The sequence below is a fragment of the Streptomyces sp. BRA346 genome (assembly GCF_052851135.1).
In genome coordinates, this window is record NZ_JAIWIH010000057.1 from 1 (window position 1) to 20,933 (window position 20,933).

General features: G+C 70.2%; 23 protein-coding genes and 1 pseudogene. 6 read left to right on the forward strand and 18 right to left on the reverse strand.

Translation table 11 applies throughout. The features are described 5' to 3' along the window. Positions 1–438, forward strand: a pseudogene (locus LCH29_RS40395) (hypothetical protein); the annotation flags it as partial. Next, the gene (locus LCH29_RS40400; RefSeq protein ID WP_446466667.1) at positions 435–1,310 is read left to right on the forward strand and encodes a hypothetical protein; all 876 of its coding nucleotides are present in this window, start codon (positions 435–437) and stop codon (positions 1,308–1,310) included. The pseudogene LCH29_RS40395 and the gene LCH29_RS40400, both read left to right, overlap by 4 nt. Positions 1,311–1,386: 76 nt before the next feature. Here the strand turns inward: LCH29_RS40400 and LCH29_RS40405 are convergent, their stop codons facing one another. The 10 genes from LCH29_RS40405 to LCH29_RS40450 form a co-directional block, all read right to left on the reverse strand. Beyond that, positions 1,387–2,103 (reverse strand): hypothetical protein, encoded by a 717-nt coding sequence (locus tag LCH29_RS40405; RefSeq protein ID WP_446466668.1) that lies wholly within the window; start codon positions 2,101–2,103, stop codon positions 1,387–1,389. Next, entirely contained in the window at positions 2,100–2,372 is a 273-nt protein-coding gene (locus LCH29_RS40410; RefSeq protein ID WP_446466669.1) for a hypothetical protein, read from the reverse strand. Before LCH29_RS40410 ends, LCH29_RS40405 begins: the two co-directional genes overlap by 4 nt. Beyond that, positions 2,369–2,812, reverse strand: coding sequence for a hypothetical protein (locus LCH29_RS40415; RefSeq protein ID WP_446466670.1), 444 nt, complete (start codon positions 2,810–2,812; stop codon positions 2,369–2,371). The genes LCH29_RS40410 and LCH29_RS40415 overlap by 4 nt, the downstream gene beginning before the upstream one ends. After that, positions 2,809–3,669 (reverse strand): DUF4326 domain-containing protein, encoded by an 861-nt coding sequence (locus LCH29_RS40420; RefSeq protein ID WP_446466671.1) that lies wholly within the window; start codon positions 3,667–3,669, stop codon positions 2,809–2,811. The genes LCH29_RS40415 and LCH29_RS40420 overlap by 4 nt, the downstream gene beginning before the upstream one ends. Next, positions 3,669–5,180, reverse strand: a complete 1,512-nt coding sequence (locus tag LCH29_RS40425) for a DNA cytosine methyltransferase (RefSeq protein ID WP_446466672.1) — start codon at positions 5,178–5,180, stop codon at positions 3,669–3,671. Before LCH29_RS40425 ends, LCH29_RS40420 begins: the two co-directional genes overlap by 1 nt. Next, entirely contained in the window at positions 5,177–5,611 is a 435-nt protein-coding gene (locus LCH29_RS40430; RefSeq protein ID WP_446466673.1) for an ASCH domain-containing protein, read from the reverse strand. The genes LCH29_RS40425 and LCH29_RS40430 overlap by 4 nt, the downstream gene beginning before the upstream one ends. Further along, positions 5,611–5,898 carry a hypothetical protein gene (locus LCH29_RS40435; protein ID WP_446466674.1) on the reverse strand — a complete coding sequence of 96 codons (288 nt, stop codon included), beginning with the start codon at positions 5,896–5,898 and terminating at the stop codon, positions 5,611–5,613. The genes LCH29_RS40430 and LCH29_RS40435 overlap by 1 nt, the downstream gene beginning before the upstream one ends. Continuing rightward, entirely contained in the window at positions 5,895–6,080 is a 186-nt protein-coding gene (locus LCH29_RS40440) for a hypothetical protein (RefSeq protein ID WP_446466675.1), read from the reverse strand. Before LCH29_RS40440 ends, LCH29_RS40435 begins: the two co-directional genes overlap by 4 nt. A 174-nt stretch (positions 6,081–6,254) precedes the next feature. Continuing rightward, positions 6,255–6,377, reverse strand: a complete 123-nt coding sequence (locus LCH29_RS40445) for a hypothetical protein (protein WP_446466676.1) — start codon at positions 6,375–6,377, stop codon at positions 6,255–6,257. Then, entirely contained in the window at positions 6,374–6,577 is a 204-nt protein-coding gene (locus LCH29_RS40450; protein ID WP_446466677.1) for a hypothetical protein, read from the reverse strand. Before LCH29_RS40450 ends, LCH29_RS40445 begins: the two co-directional genes overlap by 4 nt. Before the next feature lie 293 nt (positions 6,578–6,870). On the opposite strand from LCH29_RS40450, the gene LCH29_RS40455 reads away from it, so the two are divergent. The 4 genes from LCH29_RS40455 (at position 6,871) to LCH29_RS40470 (ending at position 11,374) form a co-directional block, all read left to right on the forward strand. Then, positions 6,871–7,200, forward strand: a complete 330-nt coding sequence (locus LCH29_RS40455) for a hypothetical protein (protein WP_446466678.1) — start codon at positions 6,871–6,873, stop codon at positions 7,198–7,200. Between the two features lie 135 nt (positions 7,201–7,335). Next, complete coding sequence (locus LCH29_RS40460) at positions 7,336–8,664, forward strand: DUF2637 domain-containing protein (RefSeq protein ID WP_446466679.1); 1,329 nt, start codon at positions 7,336–7,338, stop codon at positions 8,662–8,664. Between the two features lie 140 nt (positions 8,665–8,804). Further along, complete coding sequence (locus tag LCH29_RS40465) at positions 8,805–10,766, forward strand: type IV secretory system conjugative DNA transfer family protein (protein WP_446466680.1); 1,962 nt, start codon at positions 8,805–8,807, stop codon at positions 10,764–10,766. Continuing rightward, positions 10,763–11,374, forward strand: coding sequence for a hypothetical protein (locus LCH29_RS40470; protein ID WP_446466681.1), 612 nt, complete (start codon positions 10,763–10,765; stop codon positions 11,372–11,374). The genes LCH29_RS40465 and LCH29_RS40470 overlap by 4 nt, the downstream gene beginning before the upstream one ends. A 57-nt stretch (positions 11,375–11,431) precedes the next feature. On the opposite strand, the gene LCH29_RS40475 is transcribed toward LCH29_RS40470, so the two are convergent. The 8 genes from LCH29_RS40475 to LCH29_RS40510 all read right to left on the reverse strand — a co-directional run bounded on the left by LCH29_RS40475 (position 11,432) and on the right by LCH29_RS40510 (position 20,910). Then, complete coding sequence (locus LCH29_RS40475; RefSeq protein WP_446466682.1) at positions 11,432–11,992, reverse strand: hypothetical protein; 561 nt, start codon at positions 11,990–11,992, stop codon at positions 11,432–11,434. Between the two features lie 458 nt (positions 11,993–12,450). Further along, positions 12,451–16,980 (reverse strand): MobF family relaxase, encoded by a 4,530-nt coding sequence (gene mobF / locus LCH29_RS40480; protein WP_446466683.1) that lies wholly within the window; start codon positions 16,978–16,980, stop codon positions 12,451–12,453. Positions 16,981–17,507: 527 nt separating this feature from the next. Next, positions 17,508–18,023 carry a hypothetical protein gene (locus tag LCH29_RS40485; RefSeq protein WP_446466684.1) on the reverse strand — a complete coding sequence of 172 codons (516 nt, stop codon included), beginning with the start codon at positions 18,021–18,023 and terminating at the stop codon, positions 17,508–17,510. Further along, positions 18,020–18,799 carry a hypothetical protein gene (locus tag LCH29_RS40490; protein ID WP_446466685.1) on the reverse strand — a complete coding sequence of 260 codons (780 nt, stop codon included), beginning with the start codon at positions 18,797–18,799 and terminating at the stop codon, positions 18,020–18,022. Before LCH29_RS40490 ends, LCH29_RS40485 begins: the two co-directional genes overlap by 4 nt. 119 nt (positions 18,800–18,918) lie before the next feature. Next, on the reverse strand, positions 18,919–19,317 hold the full coding sequence (locus tag LCH29_RS40495; RefSeq protein ID WP_446466686.1) for a hypothetical protein: 399 nt from the start codon (positions 19,315–19,317) through the stop codon (positions 18,919–18,921). Next, complete coding sequence (locus LCH29_RS40500; RefSeq protein ID WP_446466687.1) at positions 19,314–19,793, reverse strand: hypothetical protein; 480 nt, start codon at positions 19,791–19,793, stop codon at positions 19,314–19,316. The genes LCH29_RS40495 and LCH29_RS40500 overlap by 4 nt, the downstream gene beginning before the upstream one ends. A gap of 26 nt (positions 19,794–19,819) precedes the next feature. Continuing rightward, complete coding sequence (locus LCH29_RS40505) at positions 19,820–20,305, reverse strand: hypothetical protein (protein ID WP_446466688.1); 486 nt, start codon at positions 20,303–20,305, stop codon at positions 19,820–19,822. Positions 20,306–20,307: 2 nt separating this feature from the next. Then, positions 20,308–20,910, reverse strand: coding sequence for a hypothetical protein (locus LCH29_RS40510; protein WP_446466689.1), 603 nt, complete (start codon positions 20,908–20,910; stop codon positions 20,308–20,310). Between the last annotated feature and the right edge of the window lie 23 nt (positions 20,911–20,933).

The window sequence follows — 20,933 nt, forward strand, 5'->3', positions numbered from 1 at the left end:
CAGATCCGCCAGGAAGCTCAGCGTCTGTGTCCGGAGAAGGGCATCTGCGTGTTGGACACCGGAGCGTGGGAGCGGAGGCAGGACGGCCCGCACCTCGCGGTGATGAGCGCGGTCGACGTCGTGATCCTGTGTCTCCAGCCGACACCCAATGAGCTGGAACGGGCGACGTCGGTGCTGGGCTACATCCAGCAGTTGCAGAGCACAGGGGCCCCGGCGCCGGAGCTGCACGTCATGCTGACGATGGTCGGTCGGAGCGTGGCGGCGGACCAGCTGGAGGACAAGCTGACGGCTGCCGGGTATCCGGTGCTGCAGTCCCGGTTCAAGTTCTCCAGCGCGCTGAACGGCCCGGCGCACATCTTCAAGCAGTCGGTCAAGATCAGGCCGGGGTCGGCCACGGACCGGATGGCGCGGGAGGTCCTGGAGGTGGTGGCCCGATGAGCAGGGCATCGGACAGGGCGAGCGCCAGCTTCGGGGACGTGCTGGTGTCGGGCCTGGCAACCCGCGGCAGAGGCGCCCAGCTGCCCGCGCAAACGACTCCCCAGGCAGATGTGGAACTGCCCCCGGAGGCGCGGCTGGAGGAGCTGGAGAACCGCATCCAGGCGTCCGTGGAGGGCTACCAGCGGAGCGTGAGGCAACTGCAGTTGCAGCACCGGCAGGAGCTGGGGCTGCTGCTGGAGGAGATCCGCGCGGACAAACGGCTCTACCAGGCGGCTGGCTACAAGCGGTTCGGCCACTACATCAAGGGCCGGTGGGGCTGGGACCGCTCGTACGCGTACCGGCTGATGGACCTGGCCCTGGTCCGGCGGGCCCTGGCACCGCTCGGCGCGGAGGCGGTCGACGCACTGCCGGAAGGGCAGGCTCGCCCCCTGGCGCCCGTGGTCCGGCACAACGGCGACGAGGCGGCCCGGGAGCTGCTGCAGACGGTCGGCCAGGAGGCCACGGGCTCGGGCAAGAAGGTGACCGCGGCCGCCATCACGAAGACGCGCGACACACTGAAGCTCGGCGTCGCACCCTCCGGCGAACTGTCGCCAATTGGCGACAGTTCCGAGGACGAGGTGGTCGACGCCGAGCTGGTCGAAGACGAGGACGCCAGCGAAACGGACGACGAGGCGGCGGAGCTGGTCAACCAGCAGATCCGGGCCGCTGCCAACACTGCCGCGAAAGCCGTACGGCTCCTGGACGAGGTACTGAGCCGTGGCGTCGCCCCGTTCGACGCGAGCGAGGCCGCGCAGGATCTGAGCCGCATCCGCTCCGCGGCCGTCCGACTGGAGCGCCGGGCGGGCGGACTGCCCGGCCCAGCCGATTCGTAGACGAGCACAGCAGAGGGCCCCCGCTACGGCGAGGGCCCTCTGCTGTGCTCAAAGACGCTTGGCACACTTTTTTAGATCAGTTCAGCTCTGCCTGGGCGGCTTTCAGCAGGGCCTGGACGTCCAGCTCCTGCCCGGCCTCCAGCCGTCGCTGCTGGCGGGCGGACGAGGCGGCCACGATCGCGGCCACCTTCGCCTCCTCTTGGCGGTACTCCCACTGGGCCGTCGCCACGGTGCCGCTCACCTCGATCGCCTTGAGTCGGGCGGCGTTGGCCCCCCGGGCCTCCTCCATGGCCAGCTCGTGGTCCTGGGCCCGTTCCTCGCGCCGGTCGGTCCGCCACAGGGGTGCGCACACCGCGTACACCGCGGCGGTGGCCCCGGCCCAGAGCAGGGCGGCCAGCTGCCAGTCCGGCGTCCAGGCGGTCACCCCGGCCACGGCCAGCACTGCGGCCGCCGAAAAGCTCATGCGCACGGTGTCGTTGTCGCCGTGCGGCTTGGAAGCGGCGATGCACCCGGCGCAGCCCGCGAGTGCGGCCAGCGTTCCCGTGATCCACAGCGGGCGGGGGGAGCCGTCCGGGATCTGCCCGTTCCAGCTCCAGGCGAGCGCGGACATGGCCGTGGTCGACAGGCCTGGCGCCAGCCTCCCGAAGTGCTCCCATAGCCAGCGGCCGGCGGACTGCCGGGGCGGGAGCTGCGGGGCCGGGCGGAACGTGGCGGGGACCTGCTGGCGGTGGGCCTGCTCGATCAGGTAGAGCGCCGGATCGAAGGGCGCGGGGCTCTGCTGCTGCTCGGTCACAGCGTCCTCTCCTGTCCGTCTCGGGTCAGTTCCTGCTGCTGCTCGGTGGAGCGGTACCGCTGGTCCCGCTGCTGCCGCTCGGTCTCCTCCTGCTGCTGCTCGCGGGAGCCGATGGCGGGGTAGTCGTCGAGCAGCGCTGCGGTCACCGCGCGGGCCGCGTCGTGCTTGGCGGCCTCGGTCACCTCCTCGTCGTCCAGGACTCGGTCGAGCCATTCCTGAACATCGCGCGGGTCCCAAGCCGCCAGGTCGTCGGGAATGTGCTGGCTCACCGGGTCATCTCCTGTCCGTGGGTGTGGGTGAGTTCGTGCTGGTGCTGCTGCTCGGTGGAGCGGTACCGCTCGTCCCGCTCCCGCCGCTGGGCCTCCTCCTGCTGCTGCCGCGCGTCCTTCTCGCGCTGCCTGCGCTCGGGGAGGGTGGGGCCGTTCTTGCCCCACACGGTCACCTCGCCCGGGTTGGCGGTGCCCTCCGGCGGGGCGTCGATCTCGGCAATCTCCTGGTCGCGGTAGACGACGGTCCCCAACGGGGTGATGCGGAACCCGTGGTCGCCCTGGGACGGGTCGTCCCGCACGATCCGGCGGCCGTCGATGGACACCCCCTGGTGGTCCAGCGCCACCTCGTGGCCGTGCCGCTCGATCGTCAGGCGGGCCTGCCCGCTCCGGGCCATCTCGCGGTCCCACTGCCAGGGGTTGAACTCGTCCCTGTTGCTCACGCCGCCGCCTCCTGGTCCGCCAGTTCGGCCAGGACGCGGGCGTGGCACGGCTGCCCCTCGGGGCACCAGCACCCGAGCCGCCGGCCGCGCAGCTTCGGCAGCTCGCGCGCCACCAGCTCCGGCCGCTCGGCCAGCCAGCCGCGGTACCGCTCGACCACCTCGGCGGCGTCGCCGTGCTTGCCGACCTTGAAGGGGTTGGCAAGCACGTGGCCGTGCAGGCTCCACCCGCCCTGGTACATCGGGCGGCCGACATAGACGACGTCTTCGATCGCGGGGTCGCCCTTGCGTCCCTTGAGGCACACCACCGTGGTGGGGCCCGGGGCGTCCGGGCGCGGGCGGCTGGGCTGGGCTGCGCACTGCGGGCAGTCGCACATGCCCCGACAGGCCCGGTCCGCCAGCCACACCGGGACGTACAGCGTCCGGGCGCGCTGGGGGTCGTGAGGGGCGGGAACGCGCAGATGCGTCTCCGGCGTGGGCGCGTACGGGCCGTGCTTGGCACTCCGCTGCGTCTCACGCAGTTCACGGCACCGGTCGTGCCGCCCGCTTCGGCAGAGCGGGCACGGAAGCTGGCACGGGCACTTCGGTTCCCAGTTCTGGTCCGGGTCGCACCACCAGGCGGCCTCGTTCGCCAGGTGGTAGTCGGCGATGACGTGCTGAGCGATCCAGTCGACGCTCGCAGCGCTCATCGGCTCCAGCGCTTTGGCGGGCCTCGCCGAACTGTCGCCAATTGGCGACAGAAGTGCGGCCGCCGGCCGGGCCGGGCCCGCCGTGGTGGCGGGCTCCGGCTCGGCGGCGGGCAGGTCCATGGCCAGCTGGTAGCCGCCGTTCATCTGCTGGGGGTCTCGACGGCGGGCCATCACAGCACCTCCAGCAGGGCGGAGGCGATCCACTGGGCGATGTTGCACGGGACGGCGTTCCCGGCCTGCATGGTCTGCTCGCTGCCGGTGCCCAGCACTGTGTACTCGTCAGGGATGCGCTGCCCGCGCAGGTGCTCGCGGGCGGAGAGCATCCGGAAGTAGCAGTTCTCCAGCTCGATGTCCTCAGCCGGAGCGTCCGACCCCAGGACGAGACCAGCCGACTCCCGGGTGGCGATCGTGTGCAGCGGCGCCGCGGTGGTGGTCGGGCTCGCCTTGCGGTAGGGGATCACCAGCCCGTGGTGATTGCCTCCGGCGGTGATCGCGGCCAGCGGGTCATCAATCGCCCGTGTGGTGCTGCCTCCGCCCCGGTGTTCGGTGATGAACGGGGCGGGCAGCAGGAGGCCTTCGCTTTCCCGGGTGAGCCGGGTCCGCATGGGCACGGTCACCGCGGTGGTGTCGGTGTTCCAGCTGCCCCCGGTGGGCACGAGCATGGGCGGCACGGCGATGCCGTCACCGATCTTGACCGTGCGGGTGGCCAGCGGCCAGGCGTGCGCGGGCACGGCCCGCCCGTCGCCGGGGTCGGAGTGGGTGACGGTCACGACGCTGGGGACCCGGTGCTTCTGCAGCCCCAGCCTGATCTTGCGCAGGGTGGAGGGCACCAGCGGGCGCATCCCGCGTGCGGCGCGGTCGGCGATCCGGGTGCCGATGTCGCTCCAGTCGATCACCGATCCGGCGGGCCGGACGTAGGGCTCCACGATGCGGTGACGGCACTTGCCGTTCGGGCAGCGGTAGTCGTACTGCTGCCGGTATTTGCCGATCGTCCGGCCGTTGCGCCAGGCCTGGACGGCCAGGACGTCCTCCTCGCAGGTCGGGCACCACGCGGGCGGCCGCAGCGTGAGGTCGGGTTTCGGCATGCCCTTCCGGGTGAAGACCACGAAGATCCGGTCCCGCCACTGCGGGGCGTGCGGGTTGTCCTCCCCGCCGACGTGCGCGGCGGAGACGGACACGATCTGGTGGTCAAAGCCGAGAATGTCCATGCCCTGCAGCCACCAGTGGAACAGCGGCCATGCGGTCGCGAAGCGCGGCACGTTCTCGCACACCACCGCGTCGAACTCGTGCACTTCGGCGGCGCGCAGGATGTCGTACGCGGTCGCCCTGGTCCGCTCCCAGGCCGCATCCGCGATCGGGCCCTCTTCCAGCAGATCCAGCTGGCCCGGCGTGGGGGGCGCCTTGCGGCGCTTGACCCCATCGGCCGGGCTGCCCTCGGTGCAGATCGGGGAGCCGACCAGGACCCGGGCCTTTGGGAGCCTGCGCATGTCGTAGTGGTCGAGATCGACGCACAGGTGCTCGGCCTCGGGGAAGTTGGCCGCGTGCGTGTCGACCGCGCGCTGCCAGTGGTTGGCGCCCAGCACCACATCGAATCCGGCGCGGCGGAATCCCTCGCTGTCCCCGCCGGCGCCGCAGAACAGGTGGATGGAGGTGGGGCGGGAGGTCGCGGAACGGCGCATCATCGGCCCGTCTCCTCTCCCAGCAGCCGCGCGGCACTGGCGGCGTCCAGCTGCTCGCGGACCTGCTCCAGCAGGGCGGGCGGCGGTACCCACAGCCCCTGGCGCCCCTTCCAGACGACCGGGAGCGGGAGGGCAGTCACCTCGTCCAGGACGTGGTGGAACTGGCCCTGCGCGGACCACGGAGTGCACGGGGTGCGCTCGCTGGCGCTGTCGTGGCAGTCGATGACCCGGGCGACCGCGACAACGGCGCCCAGGTCGAGCTGCAGGCCGCGGACCACGGCGGTGACCATGGGGCCGTGTCGCTGGTCCAGGGTCTGGCCCGCGTGGATGAGCACGGGGCCCCGGTAGCTGGTCGGCCACACCCGGTTCTCCACGCGCTTGTCCGCGTGGGCGATGGCGGCCGCCCAGGGCTGGCGGATCGTAAGAGCACGCATCAGGCGATCACCGACCACAGGGACTTCCCCATCCCGTACAGGACGAGGGCGATCACCACCGCGGCGGTCACCACCGTGTGCGTGGCCTTCAGGACGGGCCGGATGCCCACGGGCGCCCCGACGAGGGCGAATGCGAGGGCGGCGGCCAGCACGGCGGTGCCGTACGTGGTGACGGCGGTCAGCAGGGCCTCGATCGCGTTCCGCCCGATCTCCACGGAGGTTGCCAGGACCAGCGCGGAGAGGACGAGGGCGGCGGTTGCCACGAGACGGTCGCGGGTGATGCTCACGCGGACGCACCTCCCTGCGGGGCCACGACGATGAACGCCTGGCCGGGGAGGTCGTAGTGGACGTGGGCGGTCGGGTAGTCGCTGGCGCGGTACTCCCCGGCCAGCCACTCGGCGCGGTTCTCGGCGCGGAGGTCGGCGTCGGGGATCCGCTCCAGCTCAACGGTGTTGGTGCAGTGCGGCATGGATGTGCCTCTCCATCAAGGCGAGCAAGGGGGAGGGCGGGCCAGTCGCCAATTGGCGACTGGCCCGCCGGGGGCCCTATCGGGCGGGGTGCGGCCGCGCGGGCTGCTGCTGCGACTGGCGTCCGTCGCGCTGGTGCGGCTCCGGCCGGATCGGCAGGGGCGGGCGGGTGTCGCTCATCGGCGCACCGGCCCGGTCTGGCCGTGACGCTGCAGGTCCTCTAACGCCTTCCGGCGCGCGGCGTCCGACGCGGCGGCCGCCTCAGCGGCTTCCTTCGCCTTCTTCTCCTGCTCGGTCATCCGGTCACCGCCAGCTGGCAGTAGCAGCGGCGGAGGGTGGTGGCCTGGCCGTTGCGGCGGGTCACGACGGTGTCGAACTGGTTGCAGTTGGCGCAGGCGGTGCTGAACGCCGGGCCCTTCTTGCCGACCAGCACGAGGCGAGGTCGGCTTGCGGGGACTGTGATGGAGGTGCCGGTGGTCCGGCTGGCAGACTTCTGCACGGAGATCCCTCTCTCTGCATAGGGGTGTCCCAGCTCGGAAGGCGTTGGAGTCGCCGTTCCGGGCGGAGAGGGTCGGGGGCGGGAACCCCCGGCCCTCTCGCTACATGGAAAACACTAAATGCCAGAGTCTTGAACTTCAAGACTCTTGGGGTATGATTCTTTTCGTGGACAAGACGAAGGGAGGGCGCCCCATGAAGGGCTCGGTCCGTGAACGACCGCCCGGCCATGCGCCGCCAAAGTTCCAAGGTCATAGCCTCTTGGGGTCACTGACTCCGAAACCCCGAGGGGGCGACATGGCAGAGGAACCGCCGGCGCGGCGCTCGTCGAATCTCAGCGAGGCGGCGGCGACGGCCCGCAAGCAGCTGTCACCGAAGTACGTACAGCTGCGCGGCGACCAGCAGATCGAGCTGGACGTTCTGGCGCGGGAACTGCAAGCCGCTCGCGCGCACAAGGGGGAACGGATCACGGCGAACACCGTGATCCGGGTTGCCGTTGACGTGATCCTCGCTCACCGAGAACGCCTTGTCGGGGACACCGAGAAGGAACTGCGCAGCAACCTGCTGGCGTACATCAAGGAACTGGAAGGTCAGCCCATCGCCCCGGAAGGCGACGACGGGGCTTGACATACGAGGACCCCGGTGGTGAGGACACACCACCAGGGCCAGGACGCAGAAGACTTGGAGAGCTACATGCGTCACCACCAGGGTACGGCCGTAGATCCCCCCGGATCTGCCACTGCCCCTGAAGAGAAGAAGGAATTGCCGGAGCTGACCCGGGTTCACCGACTGCTGATCGGTGTCGTGGTCGTCGGCGCGGTGGTCATCGCCTCCATCGGCTTCGCGGGTTCTTACTCCGCGGTCCGCGACCTCGCCGAGGAGAAGGGGTTCGGCGCCTTCGCCAACGCCTTCCCGATCGGGATCGACGCCGGAATCTGCGTCTTGCTGGCCCTGGATCTGCTGCTGACCTGGATCCGCATCCCATTCCCCCTGCTGCGCCAGACCGCGTGGATGCTGACCGTGGCCACCATCGCCTTCAACGGCGCGGCCGCCTGGCCGGACCCGATCGGGGTCGGCATGCACGCCGTGATCCCGGTGCTCTTCGTGGTCTCCGTTGAGGCCGCCCGGCACGCGGTCGGCCGGATCGCCGACATCACCGCCGACCGGCACATGGAGGGCGTCCGGGTCACTCGGTGGCTGCTCTCTCCCTTGCCCACTTTCAAGCTGTGGCGCCGGATGAAGCTCTGGGAGATCCGCAGCTATGAGGTGGCCGTGGAGAGGGAGCAGGACCGCATGGTCTATCAGGCCCGGCTGCAGGCCCGGTACGGGCGGCAGTGGAGGCGGAAGGCGCCGGTCGAGGCGCTGATGCCGCTGCGACTGGCCCGCTACGGTGTGCCGTTGGCGGAGACGGCGCCAGCGGGGCTGGAGGCGGCTGGTATCACGGAGCCTCTGCCGCTGGAACGGGTCGACGTCCGCCGGGAGCTGGAAGCGGGTGAGGAAACGGCCGTACCCCTGGTGGACGTCGATTCGACGGAGGCGTACGCCATGGAGGAGTCCGTGGATGAGCCGGTGGAGCAGCACCAAGGAGACGAGGCTGCTGCAGCCGAGCATCCCGTGGCCCCCTGGACTCCGGAGATGGGGCAGGGCGAGATCCAGTACCAGGACCTTGTGAACCATCTCCGCGAACACGGGCGTTTCCCGAACCGCGACCAGTTGCTGGCAGCGCAGTCGCAGCCGGTCGCGGCCCGCGGTGAGGGACGGTCCGCGGTCCAGGCTCGGGTCGACCACTTCGAGCACGCGGTGGACGAGGCGGACCTGTCGCCAATTGGCGACACCGGGCCGGTTCCCGCCGAGCAGCTGGTGGAGAGCAGGGACGTTCCGCTGCCCCAGCCTCCGGCCGAAACCGCCGACGAGGAGCCCGGTCTTGAAGGGGTGGAGCTGCTGGAGCACCACTTCCTGCAGCTGCCCGCAGAGGAGCAGGCCCGCTCAGCCAGTGCCCTGGCCAAGGTGCTGCATGAAGGCGCCGGATTCACCGAGGGCACCGCGCGGAAATACCTCGGCCTCATCAAGAAAAAGCACGCTCAAGCGTGATTCCGCCCTGGAAACCCGGTCCCGTTTGTCACACCTGGCTCGTACGGTGGCGATGGTCACCGGTTTCCGTTCAATTTGGCGCCCCCGGAAAGGCGCTTGCACCGCCGGATCCGGGGACTTCGCGACAGAGGAGATATCTCGTGTCACGCAAGGAAGAGAGTACGACCACCAACACCACTGACCTGCCGGGGGGCCTGGAACCGCAGCAAATGCGGGGAATCCTCGCCTCCCGCAAGCCCTCGACGGCTTCCCGTGCCGGGCTCAGCGCCTCCGCTCTCGGCCTGCCTGCCGTGGCGGTGGCTGCTGGCACCGAGGACAAGGGCGGACTGCCGGATCCCTCGATCGGCGTCCTGCTGGACGGTATTGGCACCGTGGCCTCGAACTGGCCGCTCGGCGGCTGGCCCGGCTTCGTCGCGACCGGGGCGGCCGCCGGGGGCTTGGGCTACATGCATCTGAAGCAGAAGTGGGGCCTGGGTAAGACCGGCCCCACAGCCAGCCCGAAAGAAGCCGATCGTGTCGGGTTCGCGAATCAGGCGGAGCTGAAGAAATGGCTGTCGAACTCGGGCCTGCGGGCCCGTGCGGCGACCCTTCGCCCGTCCCTGGAAGGGGTCAAGGGCCGTTCCATCAGCCCGCACGAGGTCGGGCTGCACCTCGGCACGGACCTGCTCCACAAGAAGGGGTTGTTCATCGCCTGCGAGGACATCGTGCTGATGTACGCCCCGCCCCGGTCCGGTAAATCCGCGCAGTACGGCAACGCGGTCATCGACGCGGCCGGCGCCTGCGTGGTGACCTCGACTCGCGGTGACCTCTACGAACACACCCACCAGCTGAGGCGCGAACACAACCGGCCCGTGTGGGTGTTCAACGCGGGCGTGAGCGGGGTGGAGAACACCCTGGCCTGGAACCTCGTGGAAGGCTGCCAGGACCCCGTGGTGGCCCTGCGGCGAGCCGGGTACATCCTCGCGGCCTCGGCCAGCGGTGAGGCAATGGAGAACGCCTCCTTCTGGGAAGGGCACTCCTACATGGTCCTGTCCTGCTACCTGCTGGCGGCGGGCATCAAGGGGTACGACCTGACCCGTGTCCGGGCCTGGGTGACCGACTCGACCAACCGGGATGCCCTGGACATCCTGGAGGGCAACCCGCAGCTGGTACCGGCGGGGTGGGCCCGCGGCCTCTCGCAGATGCGGAACGCGCCGGACAAGACGCGGGACTCCGTGTACCTGACGCTGGTGAGGTCGTTCGAGTTCATGTCGCTGCCCCAGGTCGTGGACATCGTCTCCCCCCGGCCCGGACAGCAGAAGTTCGACGTGGAGGACTTCCTGCGCTCGCGCGGCACCCTCTACCTGATGGGCCGCGACCAGCAGTACGGCAGCGTCGCCCCGCTGTTCACCGCGCTGGTGGGCGAGATCTACGAGGCGGCGTACCTGCAGGCGGACAGCAGCCCCGGCGGCCGCATGGACCCCTACGTACGGTTCGTGCTGGACGAGGCGGCCGTGATCTGCCCGCTTCCCCTGCACCGCTGGTCGGCGGACGCTGGCGGCCGGAACATCCAGCTGCTGGTGAGCGTCCAGTCCTTGTCCCAGCTGCGGGAGCGGTGGGGCAACAACGGCGCCCAGACCATCGTCAACAATTCCGTGCGCGTCGTGCTGGGCGGCCTGTCCATCCCCCAGGACCTGGAAGAGCTGTCCCTGCTCTGCGGGGAGAAGGACGAGGAAGTGGCCTCCTCCTCGTCCAACGACGAGGACAAGCAGTCCCGGAACATCTCGATCCGGCGGGTCCGGGTCATGCCCCCGGACGCCATCCGGCAGATGAAGGAAGGGACTGGCCTGATCTTCTACCGGCACCTTCCGCCGGTCCGCTACCGGTTCACCCCGGTGTGGCAGCGGAAGGACGTCAAGGAGCTGGTGAAGCAGGCGAAGGCGCAAGCCAAGCTGGATAAGAAGTTGAAGAAGCGCGGCGGCCAGGTTGCCGGGCCGGTCCTGCCTCCGCCGATGCCCGCCACGGCTCCGCCGGTCCCGCAGCAGCAGCCCGCGGCGGCTCCGGGCACGATCCCCGGGCAGGCGCCCGCCGCTGAACAGAACATGTGGGGGAAGACCGGATGACCGACCAGTCCAAGGAGATCAAAGCGGTCTGGGAGCGCACCCGGGGCCTGGGCCAGAAGCTCAACGAGGCGAACGAGCGGCTGGAGACTCTGGAAGGGCAGAAGCTCGCGGAACGGCTCCAGGAACTGTCCCTGGTCGTCAAGAAGCTTGCGGAGAAGCCGAAGAGCACGGCGCCAGCGGTCTGGAACTGGGGGACGTTCAACCCGCAGCAGCAGGCGGAAGCCTGGGACGCGCTCATGACCTGGGTGGAAGGCACGTTCCGGGCCCGCTGGCCCCGCTCGTACAAGGAGATGCTGGACTACGGGGAACGGGCCTCTTCCTGCTGGTGGAGGCACCCGGACATGGTGGAAAGCCTCACCAGCCTGATGTCCACCTACCACTGGGCCTACGTCGACCCGGAGTCCGGGCCGCTCCGGGTGGCTGAGTGGCTGGGGCGCTGGCTCCCCGACGCCGTACGCCAGGGGAAGTTCATCATGGAGGAGTGCAAGAACTCCTACGACGACAGCAGGCACATCCCGGACCTGTTCGCGAACAAGATGATCAGCGCTGACTACAGGGAACTGCAGCAGCACATTCACACCCTGCGGACCGGCGAAGTGCCCAGCTGATCCGCCCGCAACGACAGAGGCCCGGACCGATGGTCCGGGCCTCTTCGCGTGCGTACGTCACCTGGCCGGCGGCGGCACGGGCCGCTTCTTCCAGTCGGAGAGCGCCCACCGGACCGTATCTCGCACTCCAAGCGCGTAGTCGCGGTCCACGTCGGGCCAGTCATTGCCTTCCAGACAGTCGATCGCGTGAGTCTTCTCCAACCCCACCTGGCGGACGGTGTACGGGTAGTCGTGGGTCTCCCCGCTGATCGGTGCGTTCTGCAGTTCCCCCAGCAGCCAGGCGATCACGCCCCACACGCTCTGGGCGAAGAAGGCGGGTCGGCGTACCTGGTATTCGTCCTCGTCCTCGTCCAGCTGCACGCGTGCGTGCTCGCCAGCGTGGAACTCCCGCGCGGCATCGTCCCGGAGGGCTTCCAGCTCTTCCCGGGTCCGGCGGACGCCCCCTGGAAGTCCCGGCGTGCTCGGGGCTGGGGTTGGAATACGAGTCGGCCCGTACTCGTGGCCAGGCCAGGACGGCGTTGCCCCGGGCGCGATCGTCGGGCGCTCGGGGACGGGCAGGACGTCCTCAATGGACGGGTGGAGCCGGCGGGGGTTCCACGAGTCGCTGTTGCTGGCCATGGTGCCGACGGTAGCCGCGGGGACTGACACGGGGCCAGAGGCTCCGCCTCGCGCGGCCGTGCCGTAGGTCCGGGCTGAGTGGGGTGGTTCCCTCATTGGGCGGCGGGCGCAGCCCACCGCGCCGTTCGTCGGCTGTCCAGGATCGGGCTTGCCCGACCGCGCTTGCGCGGCGCCGTAGGCGTCCTGGACGGCCGGCGGGCGGTGTGGTGCCCTCCGGGAGCCGTCCAATGAGGGGGCCGCACCGCGACCCACCACCATCTCCACCACCCACAACCCGCACCCACAAAGCAGTGCCCCCACCCCCTCAGCAGGGTGGCCGGGGTGTGGGGCGGAGCCCCGCGTTTTCCCTCACCCGCACCCGCCCCCAGTCGCCAATTGGCGACAGGCCCGGGAGCTGGAGTACGAAGAAGGGGCGGACCACCTGGTGGCGGTCCGCCCCTTGCCGGGTGCTCGGTGGGCTACATCTCGATCTCGTACCCGCCAGCTTCGATTGCGGGGGCCTCGATCTGCGGCTCCGGCCGCTGCACCACGGGCTCGTCCCGGCGGGTGCGCTCGGCTTCCTCCATCTGCTGCGTCTGCTCTCGGTCGGCCAGGATCTCCGTCGCCTTGGAGGCGGTCTGGACGGCCTGCTGCAGCTCTTCGCCGGTAAGGGTCCGCCCGTCCGCGTGGGCCCGCTCGTGGGCCTCGCGCAACCGCTCGCGCTCGCCAGTCTCCGGTCGTTCCAGCTCCGGTTCCAGCGTCGGCTCCTGCACGTCCTCTTGCAGTTCCAGCGTCTCCGGCTCTGGCTCGGGTTCCGGTGCCCGGAGTTCCAGCTGTCGCTGTGCCTCCTGCGCCTGAGTCCGCGCGTCCTCGGTGTGGCTGTGCCACGCCTGCCGGGCCTCGTGCACCTTTTCCAGGGCCTCGCGGTCCTCGGAGAGCTGAGCGGCCAAGGCGTCGTACCCCTCGACGGTGGTCTGCAGCTCCTCGGCGCGCTCCGGGTCCTCCGCCTCGCGGGCCTCGATGTACCGCTGGACCGATTCCCGCTCGACGTCGGCCAGAGACTCGGAGACCTCGCGCAGCTGGTCGGCCACGTGCGGCGGTGCCCACTCGGTCTCGCGCTCGTAGTGCTCGACCATGCGTCGCAGCGTCGCGTCCGTGGCGCCCACCAGCTCGATTCGGTCCTCCGGCTCGCCCAGGGCCCGGTACGCCCGGTCCCAGTCCTGGCGGACGTCGACCGCTCCACGGCCCGGCCGCTGGCCGATGGGGTCGCGGTCGTGGTCGTGCTCGTGGGCCTCGCGGTACGCGGCCACGGTGCCCGCGCGCTCGATCCAGCGCTCCCGCCAGGCGGAATCATCCGGTACCGGCCCCAGATGCTGCGCCCACTGGGGCAGTTCTCCGGCCTCGGCCTGTTCCAGCAACCGCTGTCCCAGTTCCAGGCGCTTCTCCTCTGCGACATCGGCCACGGCGCGGGCATAGTCGCCCTTGGGACCCTCGATGTCCTGGACGCGGTTCCGCCAGTCGGCGCGCTCCTCGGCCGCCGCCCGGTGCTCCTCCGCAATGAGGTGGCGCTCCTGGCCTTCCTGCTGGCCGTGGAGGACACCGACCTTGGTCTGCAGTTCCTCCGTCATAGCTTGGAGGGCTTGCATGTGGTCCTCGACCTGGTGCCACTGACCGGTGGCCATGGCCTCGGTGACTGCCTTCTCCTGCTGCTCGACGGCCTCGCGCACCCGGCGCTCGTCGGCTTGGACCTGGCGCCGGTCGGCGGCCTCCAGCTCGCGCTCCGCCCGCCAGTGCAGCACCTTCGCCAGATCCTTGGCGTCATCCAGAGTGCGCTGGGTGATGTCCTGCATCATCTTCATGGCGTCGTGGCCAGCTGCCTCGGCGGACCGGCCCAACCGGATCAGAGACCCGTACGCCTCGGAGTCGCGCACCTTCGAGAACCGCTCGCCCAGCTTCTCGTAGAGCACCCGGCCGAACTTCTTCTCCGCGTGCTCGGCAGAGAGGTCTTCCAGCTCGAACGAGTGCTTCGCCAGGCTCCGGGACCATTCCAGTTCCTCGCGCTGCACCTGTGTGGCGCTCTTCTCGACGCTGGAATTCTCCAGCGTCTGCTTGAAGAGGCTCATCGGCTCGGGCCGCTGCTCCGCCTCCACACCCGGCATGTCCGTGGACATGTACGCCGTGTTGCTCTCGCGGCCGCGCGTCATCGCGACGTAGAACGACTCCCGGCTACCGGTGCCGTCCCAGTAGCTGTGGGCCGTTCCAACCGTTCGGCCCTGGGTGGAATGGATCGTGCCCGCATACGCCAGGTCGACGTGATCCTGCACGTACGAGGTCGGCAGCTGGAGCGTGTCTCCGTCGTCGTAGGCGACGGTCACCGATCCGTCCTCGGCGACGCCCAGCACCTTCACCACGTCGCGGTTCGTGGCGAACCGCTCGCCAGACGCCGTGGTCATCCGCCGGTTGTTCTTGCGGAGCTGGATCATGTCGCCCTTGCCAACCGTCAGCCCACGGTCGGGCAGCTCGATGCCGCCCTCTTCGACCTGACCGAGCCGTACGAGGTCGGCCCGCGCGCGGGCAGCCAGCTCGTCCGCCTGCTGCTTCGTCGGCGCAATCAGCACCGCGTCCTTGCCCGCCGCATGGTCGGCCAGCCAGGACTGATACGAGGCTTCCACCATCTCCTCGCGCGTTCCAGCCCGGAGGCGGCCGCGGGCCTCGTACTCGGCGAGCACGTCGGCCTCGCCCTTCCGGAGCTGCAGGGAAGCCTTCTTCTCCCACTCGGAGTTGAACCGCATGACCTCGTCCAGGCGGTGGACGTTGGGCAGCTCCTCGGTCAGCTGGGAGAAGATGCCGCCGGAGCCGACACTGTCCAGCTGGGCGTTGTCGCCCACGTACAAGACTTTGGCGCCGGCGCGGGCGGCCAGGCGGCGGATCTCGTCCAGCTGGCCCGTCTCCGCCATGGACGCCTCGTCCACGAGGACGAGGTGGCCCGGCTGCAGCTGGAACGCGGACCGCTCGTCATCGGCCACGGGCGCACCGGATTCCAGGCGGCGGTTTGTGTCCAGGAATTTGGCGACGTTCTGCGCGTTGGTGACGCCCTCCTCGGAGAGCACGCGGGCCGCGCGCTGGCTGACGGTCAAACCGATCACGGGGCCGCATTCCTGAGTCCAGGCGTCGTGAATCGCGCCCGCCAGGCGGCTCTTCCCAGTACCGGCGGGGGCGGCCACCACCTCCATGCGGCGGCCGGACGCGAGGATGGAGCGGAACGCCTGCTCCTGGCCCTCGTTCAGCCCGGCCTCGGTGACGGCCGCGTCGATCGCCTCGCGGGAGACCGCGGGGGCTCCCAGCTCCGTGGCCTGCTCGATTACCCGTCCCTCGCGCTCCAGGTGGGTCTCCGTGGCGTACCGGCGGGCACCGTGGCGGGCGTAGATGCTCAGCCCGTCCTCGCGGGTCAGCTCCTGGGGAAGCGGGACGAGGTTGCGGGCGGTCAGCCGCACCACGGCGGACTCCGCCCCAGGCTGCAGTGCAGCGTCGGCCAGCTCGTTGACGAGAGAGCGCACCTGGCTGCGTTCCAGACCTCCCAAGCAGTCTGGAAGCTGCTTGGTGATCTCCACGATCAGGTCCCCGCGACGCCATGCCGACTTCGAGTCCTGGGCGTTCTCGACGGCGGTCCGGATGACCCTCTGCGGGTCGAATTCCAGTCCCGATTCCAGCGCGGGCTGTCGCCGTTCCAACTCGACCGACGCGCGTTCCACCTCGGCTGGGATGTCGGACAGCGACTCGCGGGTGTCGGCCACCATGTCGGCCTCCCACTGCGCGAGCAGCTGCTCGCGCGGCACGGCGGCAACCTTGTCCTTCCGCTCTGCAAGGTTCACCCACTGCGCCATCCGGGCCAGCTCATGGGCGCCCGGCGCCCGGCCCTCGCGCTCCTCGTACGCCTTGGCCAGCTCCGCGGTTCCCTTGGTGATGGTCTGGCGCCGTGAGCTGTACTTGTCCCGCTTCTCCTCGCTGATGCCGACGACCTCGCGAGCCATGCCGTCCGGCCGCATCGCGGTGCGAATGCCCAGCTTGCGGTACAGGGCCTCGTCCCAGGCCTTCTCAGCGATGTGCCCGGCCGCCTTGGTGTGCCGGTAGATCTCCTGCCCGTCGATGGTGAGCCATTTGTTGCGGACTTCCCCGGTCACCGGATCCACGGAATCGACCTGGACCCGGTTCCAGATGGCGTTGTGGACGTGCAGCTGCGGGTCGTTGTCGCGGCTGGTGTGCTGGCGGAAGCTGGCGACGGTCCAGCTGTGGGCGTCGACCTGGCGACCAGTCGGGACGTCCTCAGCGTCCTTGGCCCCGTGGCGGCCGTCGCGGGCGTACCCGGCCTCTTCCTGCAGGAATTCCAGCCCGGCCTGGACGCCTTCCATCACGCACTCCCAGACGGTGTCCGCCTTCGCCTGGGCGGCGGCCGCGCCTTCCAGATCGCCAGCCGCGCGGAGCTGCTGGGCCTCGATCTGGAATCCGGCGTGCAGCAGGCTGTAGGACTTCGGCACGGAGAACGTGACGTCGTAGTAGCTGCGCGAGCTGGGCGCGTTCTGCCGGACCTTCAGCTCTGCCTCGCGGCGCTGCTCGGGGGTGGCGTCGGGGCCCAGCTTCTCCAGCGCCTTGGCCACCTTCTCCTCCGTCGACTTGGTGTAGTCGTACGGCTTCCGGCCCACCCGGGCGGCGTCGTAGATGGCCGCGACTTCGGCCTTGTACTCGTCCGATCCGGGCTCCGCCGTGATTGCGGAGAGTGACGCACGTACGTCCGCGTGCTGGCCCGGGTGCGTGAACTTCGAGTACATGTCTGACATCAACTCATGATCAACTTCGCCCGTGAGTTGAAGATCTTTAGCACCATCCCCGAGCCAGATACCGGCAGGCTCTCCGGCCTGCTCGATGCTCTTCAGGTAGTAGTGCTCCCCGCCCTTGCCCACCTGATTGATCAGGTACCCCGGGTCGGATCCCGGGCTCACAGTGGCGGTCATGCGATCACGGTACGGGCCATCGGATAGTAATGCAAGGGTGTGTTAGATGTAGGTAGGTAGCTGCTGGGTGACTGGGTGTTAGGTGGTCTGGTTGCTTGGGTGGCTGTCGTGGATCTGGTGGCCTTGATGGTGATGGTGGTCTGGCTCGTTCCTGGGTGATCGTCTGTCCGATGGTCCTCGATGGGTTGGCTGGCCATGCTCGGGGCGCTGGCGGCGCGGGTGTTGACGACTTCGGGCGGCTGCCCGCTACCCTGAGCGCAGACGACAGAGGCCCAACCCGGACGCGCGGGTTGGGCCTCGACTGTTACCAAGAGTGGTTTTCGGCGGCGGTCGCGCCGCCGGGTCCGGCTCGGCCGGACCCCTCCGAATCTAGCGTGCACACGCTTCAGATGCTCCGGCAACCGCGGCCGCCCGCGGGGCCTCTACGGACACCGGAGTCACCGGTGGTGCGTCGCTCCGGCGGTGCGAGGCAGACCCTGAAACGTGGGCCCGCTGCGCCCGCCCGGCCTAGCGTGCGCACGCTTCGCTCACCAGAGGGTGTCCTGGCGGTCCCCGGAGGGGTGGCCGGCCGCGAGTGCGGCCGCGATGGCGGCTGGCTCCTGGCCCGGGGCGGCCGCCAGGATGGCGTCCCGGACGGCTACGGCGCGCCCCGCGGCGCCCCGTACGTCCGCGAGCGGGTGGCCGGTCAGCCCGCGGCGGGCCTGGAAGTCCAGGATGTTCTGGAGGCGGTCCCCGATCAGCCAGTGCTCGGGGTTCTGGCAGCTGGCCTCATCGCACCTGTGCCGGACGATGGTGCTCGTCTGCAGGGCGGCGGCGCCCTGGTCGATCGCGAACCCCAGCACATGGGCGGAGACCACGCGGGAGGTACCCGCCGGGCGGCTGCCCGCCCGGAGCTTGCCGTGGCCGGAGTCGCTGATGGCCCCGAGCCACCAGTGGCACGGCGTCGGCCCGGGGCCTCGGTACACCTTGGCCTCGTACCGCTCGACGGTCGCGGGGTCAGCGGCCAGGGCCCGCCAGGGGACCGCCGGCGTCGGCGCGCTCACCGAGCCTCCCGAGCTGTGACGGTCCCGGCCAGCTCGGCGTCCTCGTCCAGCTGTAGCTTCAATTGCAGCTCCGGTTCCGGCGGCTGGAATGCCTGCTCACACTCCCCGCACAGCAGCTTCCCGCCTTCCAGGAACGCGGGGCTGACCTGCATCCGCCGGGGCGGCTTGCAACCGCACTCCACGGGCATCCGCTTGCCCGCCCGGCCGCGTCCGCCCCGCGGCCCCGGGTGCTCCTCGTCCTGCTCCTGGTCCTTCTCCTGCTCGGCGTCCTCGTCGGCAGGGGCCTGGATGTGGGCCAGGGCGGCGGCGTCCAGCTTCCGGATGACGGGCGCGTACGCGGCGACCGTGGCGGGGGTGATCAGGGCCTCGCTGAACCCGATGACCTTCGCGGCCCTCTTCGGCGGCTGCAGCCCGATCTCCTCGGCGAGAGCCGCGTACTTGCGGTTATGCCAACGGCCCGCACAGGAGGTGTCCCGGATCCCCCGGGCGGCCGCGAGCGCGTGCGCCGCCTCGTGGAGCAGGGTCTCCACCACCATCTCGCCCCCTTTGGCGATAGCCTCACCCGCCACGAACAGCTCCGCCGTACGGCCGGCGGCCGCCGCGTCCAGCCAGCGCTCCGCCGCGTGGTGCCCCAATGTCGGCTTCTTCCGCTGCCCGCCGCGCTTCCCCGTCCCGGTGACAGCAACGACGTCTGGAACGTCGGGGTGACGCTTCTGGATCGCGGACCACGCGGATTCCAGCGCGGTGATGATGCGGGTTCCCTCGCGAGCGGCCATGCTCAAAATCGTAGCGTGCACACGATACAAACGGCAGGGTGCTGCGCCATGTTGGAACGGCGGCCGCCGCGCGCTGGAACCGGTGTTCCAACGTGCGGCGGCCGCCGTCGTGTCGGGGCTCACCATCCCCAGGCGTCGTACTCCTGGCGGACGTACGGGCGCCAGCTCGGGTCCCACTCGGTCTCATCGGGCCCGTGCGGGCCCTCCACGAGGTGGCGGTGTGCGTGGTCGAACTCGGCCAGCTCCCGGGCCAGGCGCACGGCGTCGCGGGCGTGCTGCTCGTCCTCGGGATGGGCGATCGCCATGCGGTCGGCCAGGGCTGCCCGCCGTAGCCGGTACAGCCGCTCCCGCTCCTCGTGGTACTCCTCGTCCGCCGCAAGACCGCTCTCGGCGGCGATGGCCAGATCGGTGGCGATTCCGAGGAGATCGGCAGCTTCCCGCAGCAGGTCCGGGGCCGCCCTGTACGCGACTTCCGGAGGCGGGGCGTCGGCAGCAGAGCGCCCCCGGGAAGTGGTCATCGGGCCGCGACCGTTCCGCAGTTCTCTTCCCAGTGCCATTCCATCGTCGGGGCCTGGCGGTCGCCGTGCTCGGGGCAGTGGGCGTTGGGGACGATACCGAGGCACGGGTGGGCGGTCGGGCACACGCACCGGGAGCCGAGGGCGGCGTAGGGGATGGCGTGACGGACGAGCCGCGCTTCGGGCTGGCCGGTCCGCATCAGCCGGTCGACGCGGGCCGCGATGGCGGCGGGGTCGGTGTCGGGGCCGAGCAGGCAGAGGATGGGCACCTGGATGCCGTCGCGGGACAGTCCGTAGTGGGGCCCTTCGGTGTCCTCCGCCCAGCCGAGGACCACGAAGCGTTCGTCGTCGTCGGCCTGTAGGACCCGGGAGGCGTCGGCTGTCAACTCGACCACGATGGCCGACTCGTGAGCGTCGGAGACGGACCAGCCGAACTTCCCGATCGCGTCGGCAACGGCACTGACCCATGTCTCAGGCATCTCTTCGTACATGGTCATGATCCCCGTCACTTCGCTGCCCCCGGGGCCCGCTCGTCGTCGCCCAGCTCGGTGAGGGCAAGCACCGCGGCATGCCGGTCGGGGCTGAGCCCGAGAGGGTTGTCCAGCGCGCCCTCGACGTCGAAGCGGTGCAGGTTGCGCTGTCCGTCGGCCCACTCACGCAGCAGGGTTCGGGCGTCGTCCGGGGTGACATCCAGGGCGGCGGCCACCTCGTTCCAGGTGGCGCCCAGCTCGATCGCCTCGCGCACCCGGATGCCGCGCTCCCGCTCGACGTGGCGGCGCATGGACTCGCGCAGCGCGATGGCGGCCAGGGCGTCACCGGCGTCGCCACGCTGGACGTCGTACTTGAAGTCGGCGGGGAGCGCGTTGTTCATCAGCCGGTCGTTGTGCTCGGTGAACTTCTCGACGTGCCAGGCCAGCGGAGTGGCGGCCGGGATGTCATCGAGTCGGCGGACCTGCAGCGCCTGCCATGCCTCGTGTGCGTCGGTGCTCATGGTCAGCCCTTCTTGTGGTTCAGCAGGAACTCGGTCGCGGCGGCAGTCGCGGTGGTGGACGTGTCGAACTCGGTGTCCGACTCCTCGTAGCTCCCGTCCTCACCCGTCGCCAGATACCACCACGCCCCGTCTTCGGGCCGGTAGGCGATCGTGGCGTCCCCACCCGCGTACCTCAGGGCGACCGACTCGCGGTCGGCACCGCTGCGCGGGGACACGACGCCGGGCCAGCGGGAGCGGGCGGACTGCCGGGTGATTCCCCATGCGGCGCCCAGCTGCGGGTAGTTCGCCCCGGCCGCCCCGGCGGACTTCGCGTACCCGTCTGCCAGCCCGTCCGCCGCCGTCTTGACCTCGCGCAGGGCTCGGATCAGGGACAACTGCCAGTCAGCGGTGTTCATCAAGCGGCCGCGGGCTGCCGTCGAGAGCGGGGCGTCAGCCTGGGAAAGCTGCTGCTCGCGCGTCGAGATCCGCCCCGCGAGGTCGGCCGCCACACCGGCCACCTCCTCCCGGAGGAATGCCACCTGGTCCTCGGTCGGCTCCATCCACGCGGGATCAGGAGTCCCTTCGAGTGCTGCGGCCGCGCTGTCTTCCATCTTCGATTCCGTCATGATTGACAGCCTAGACTGTCCAG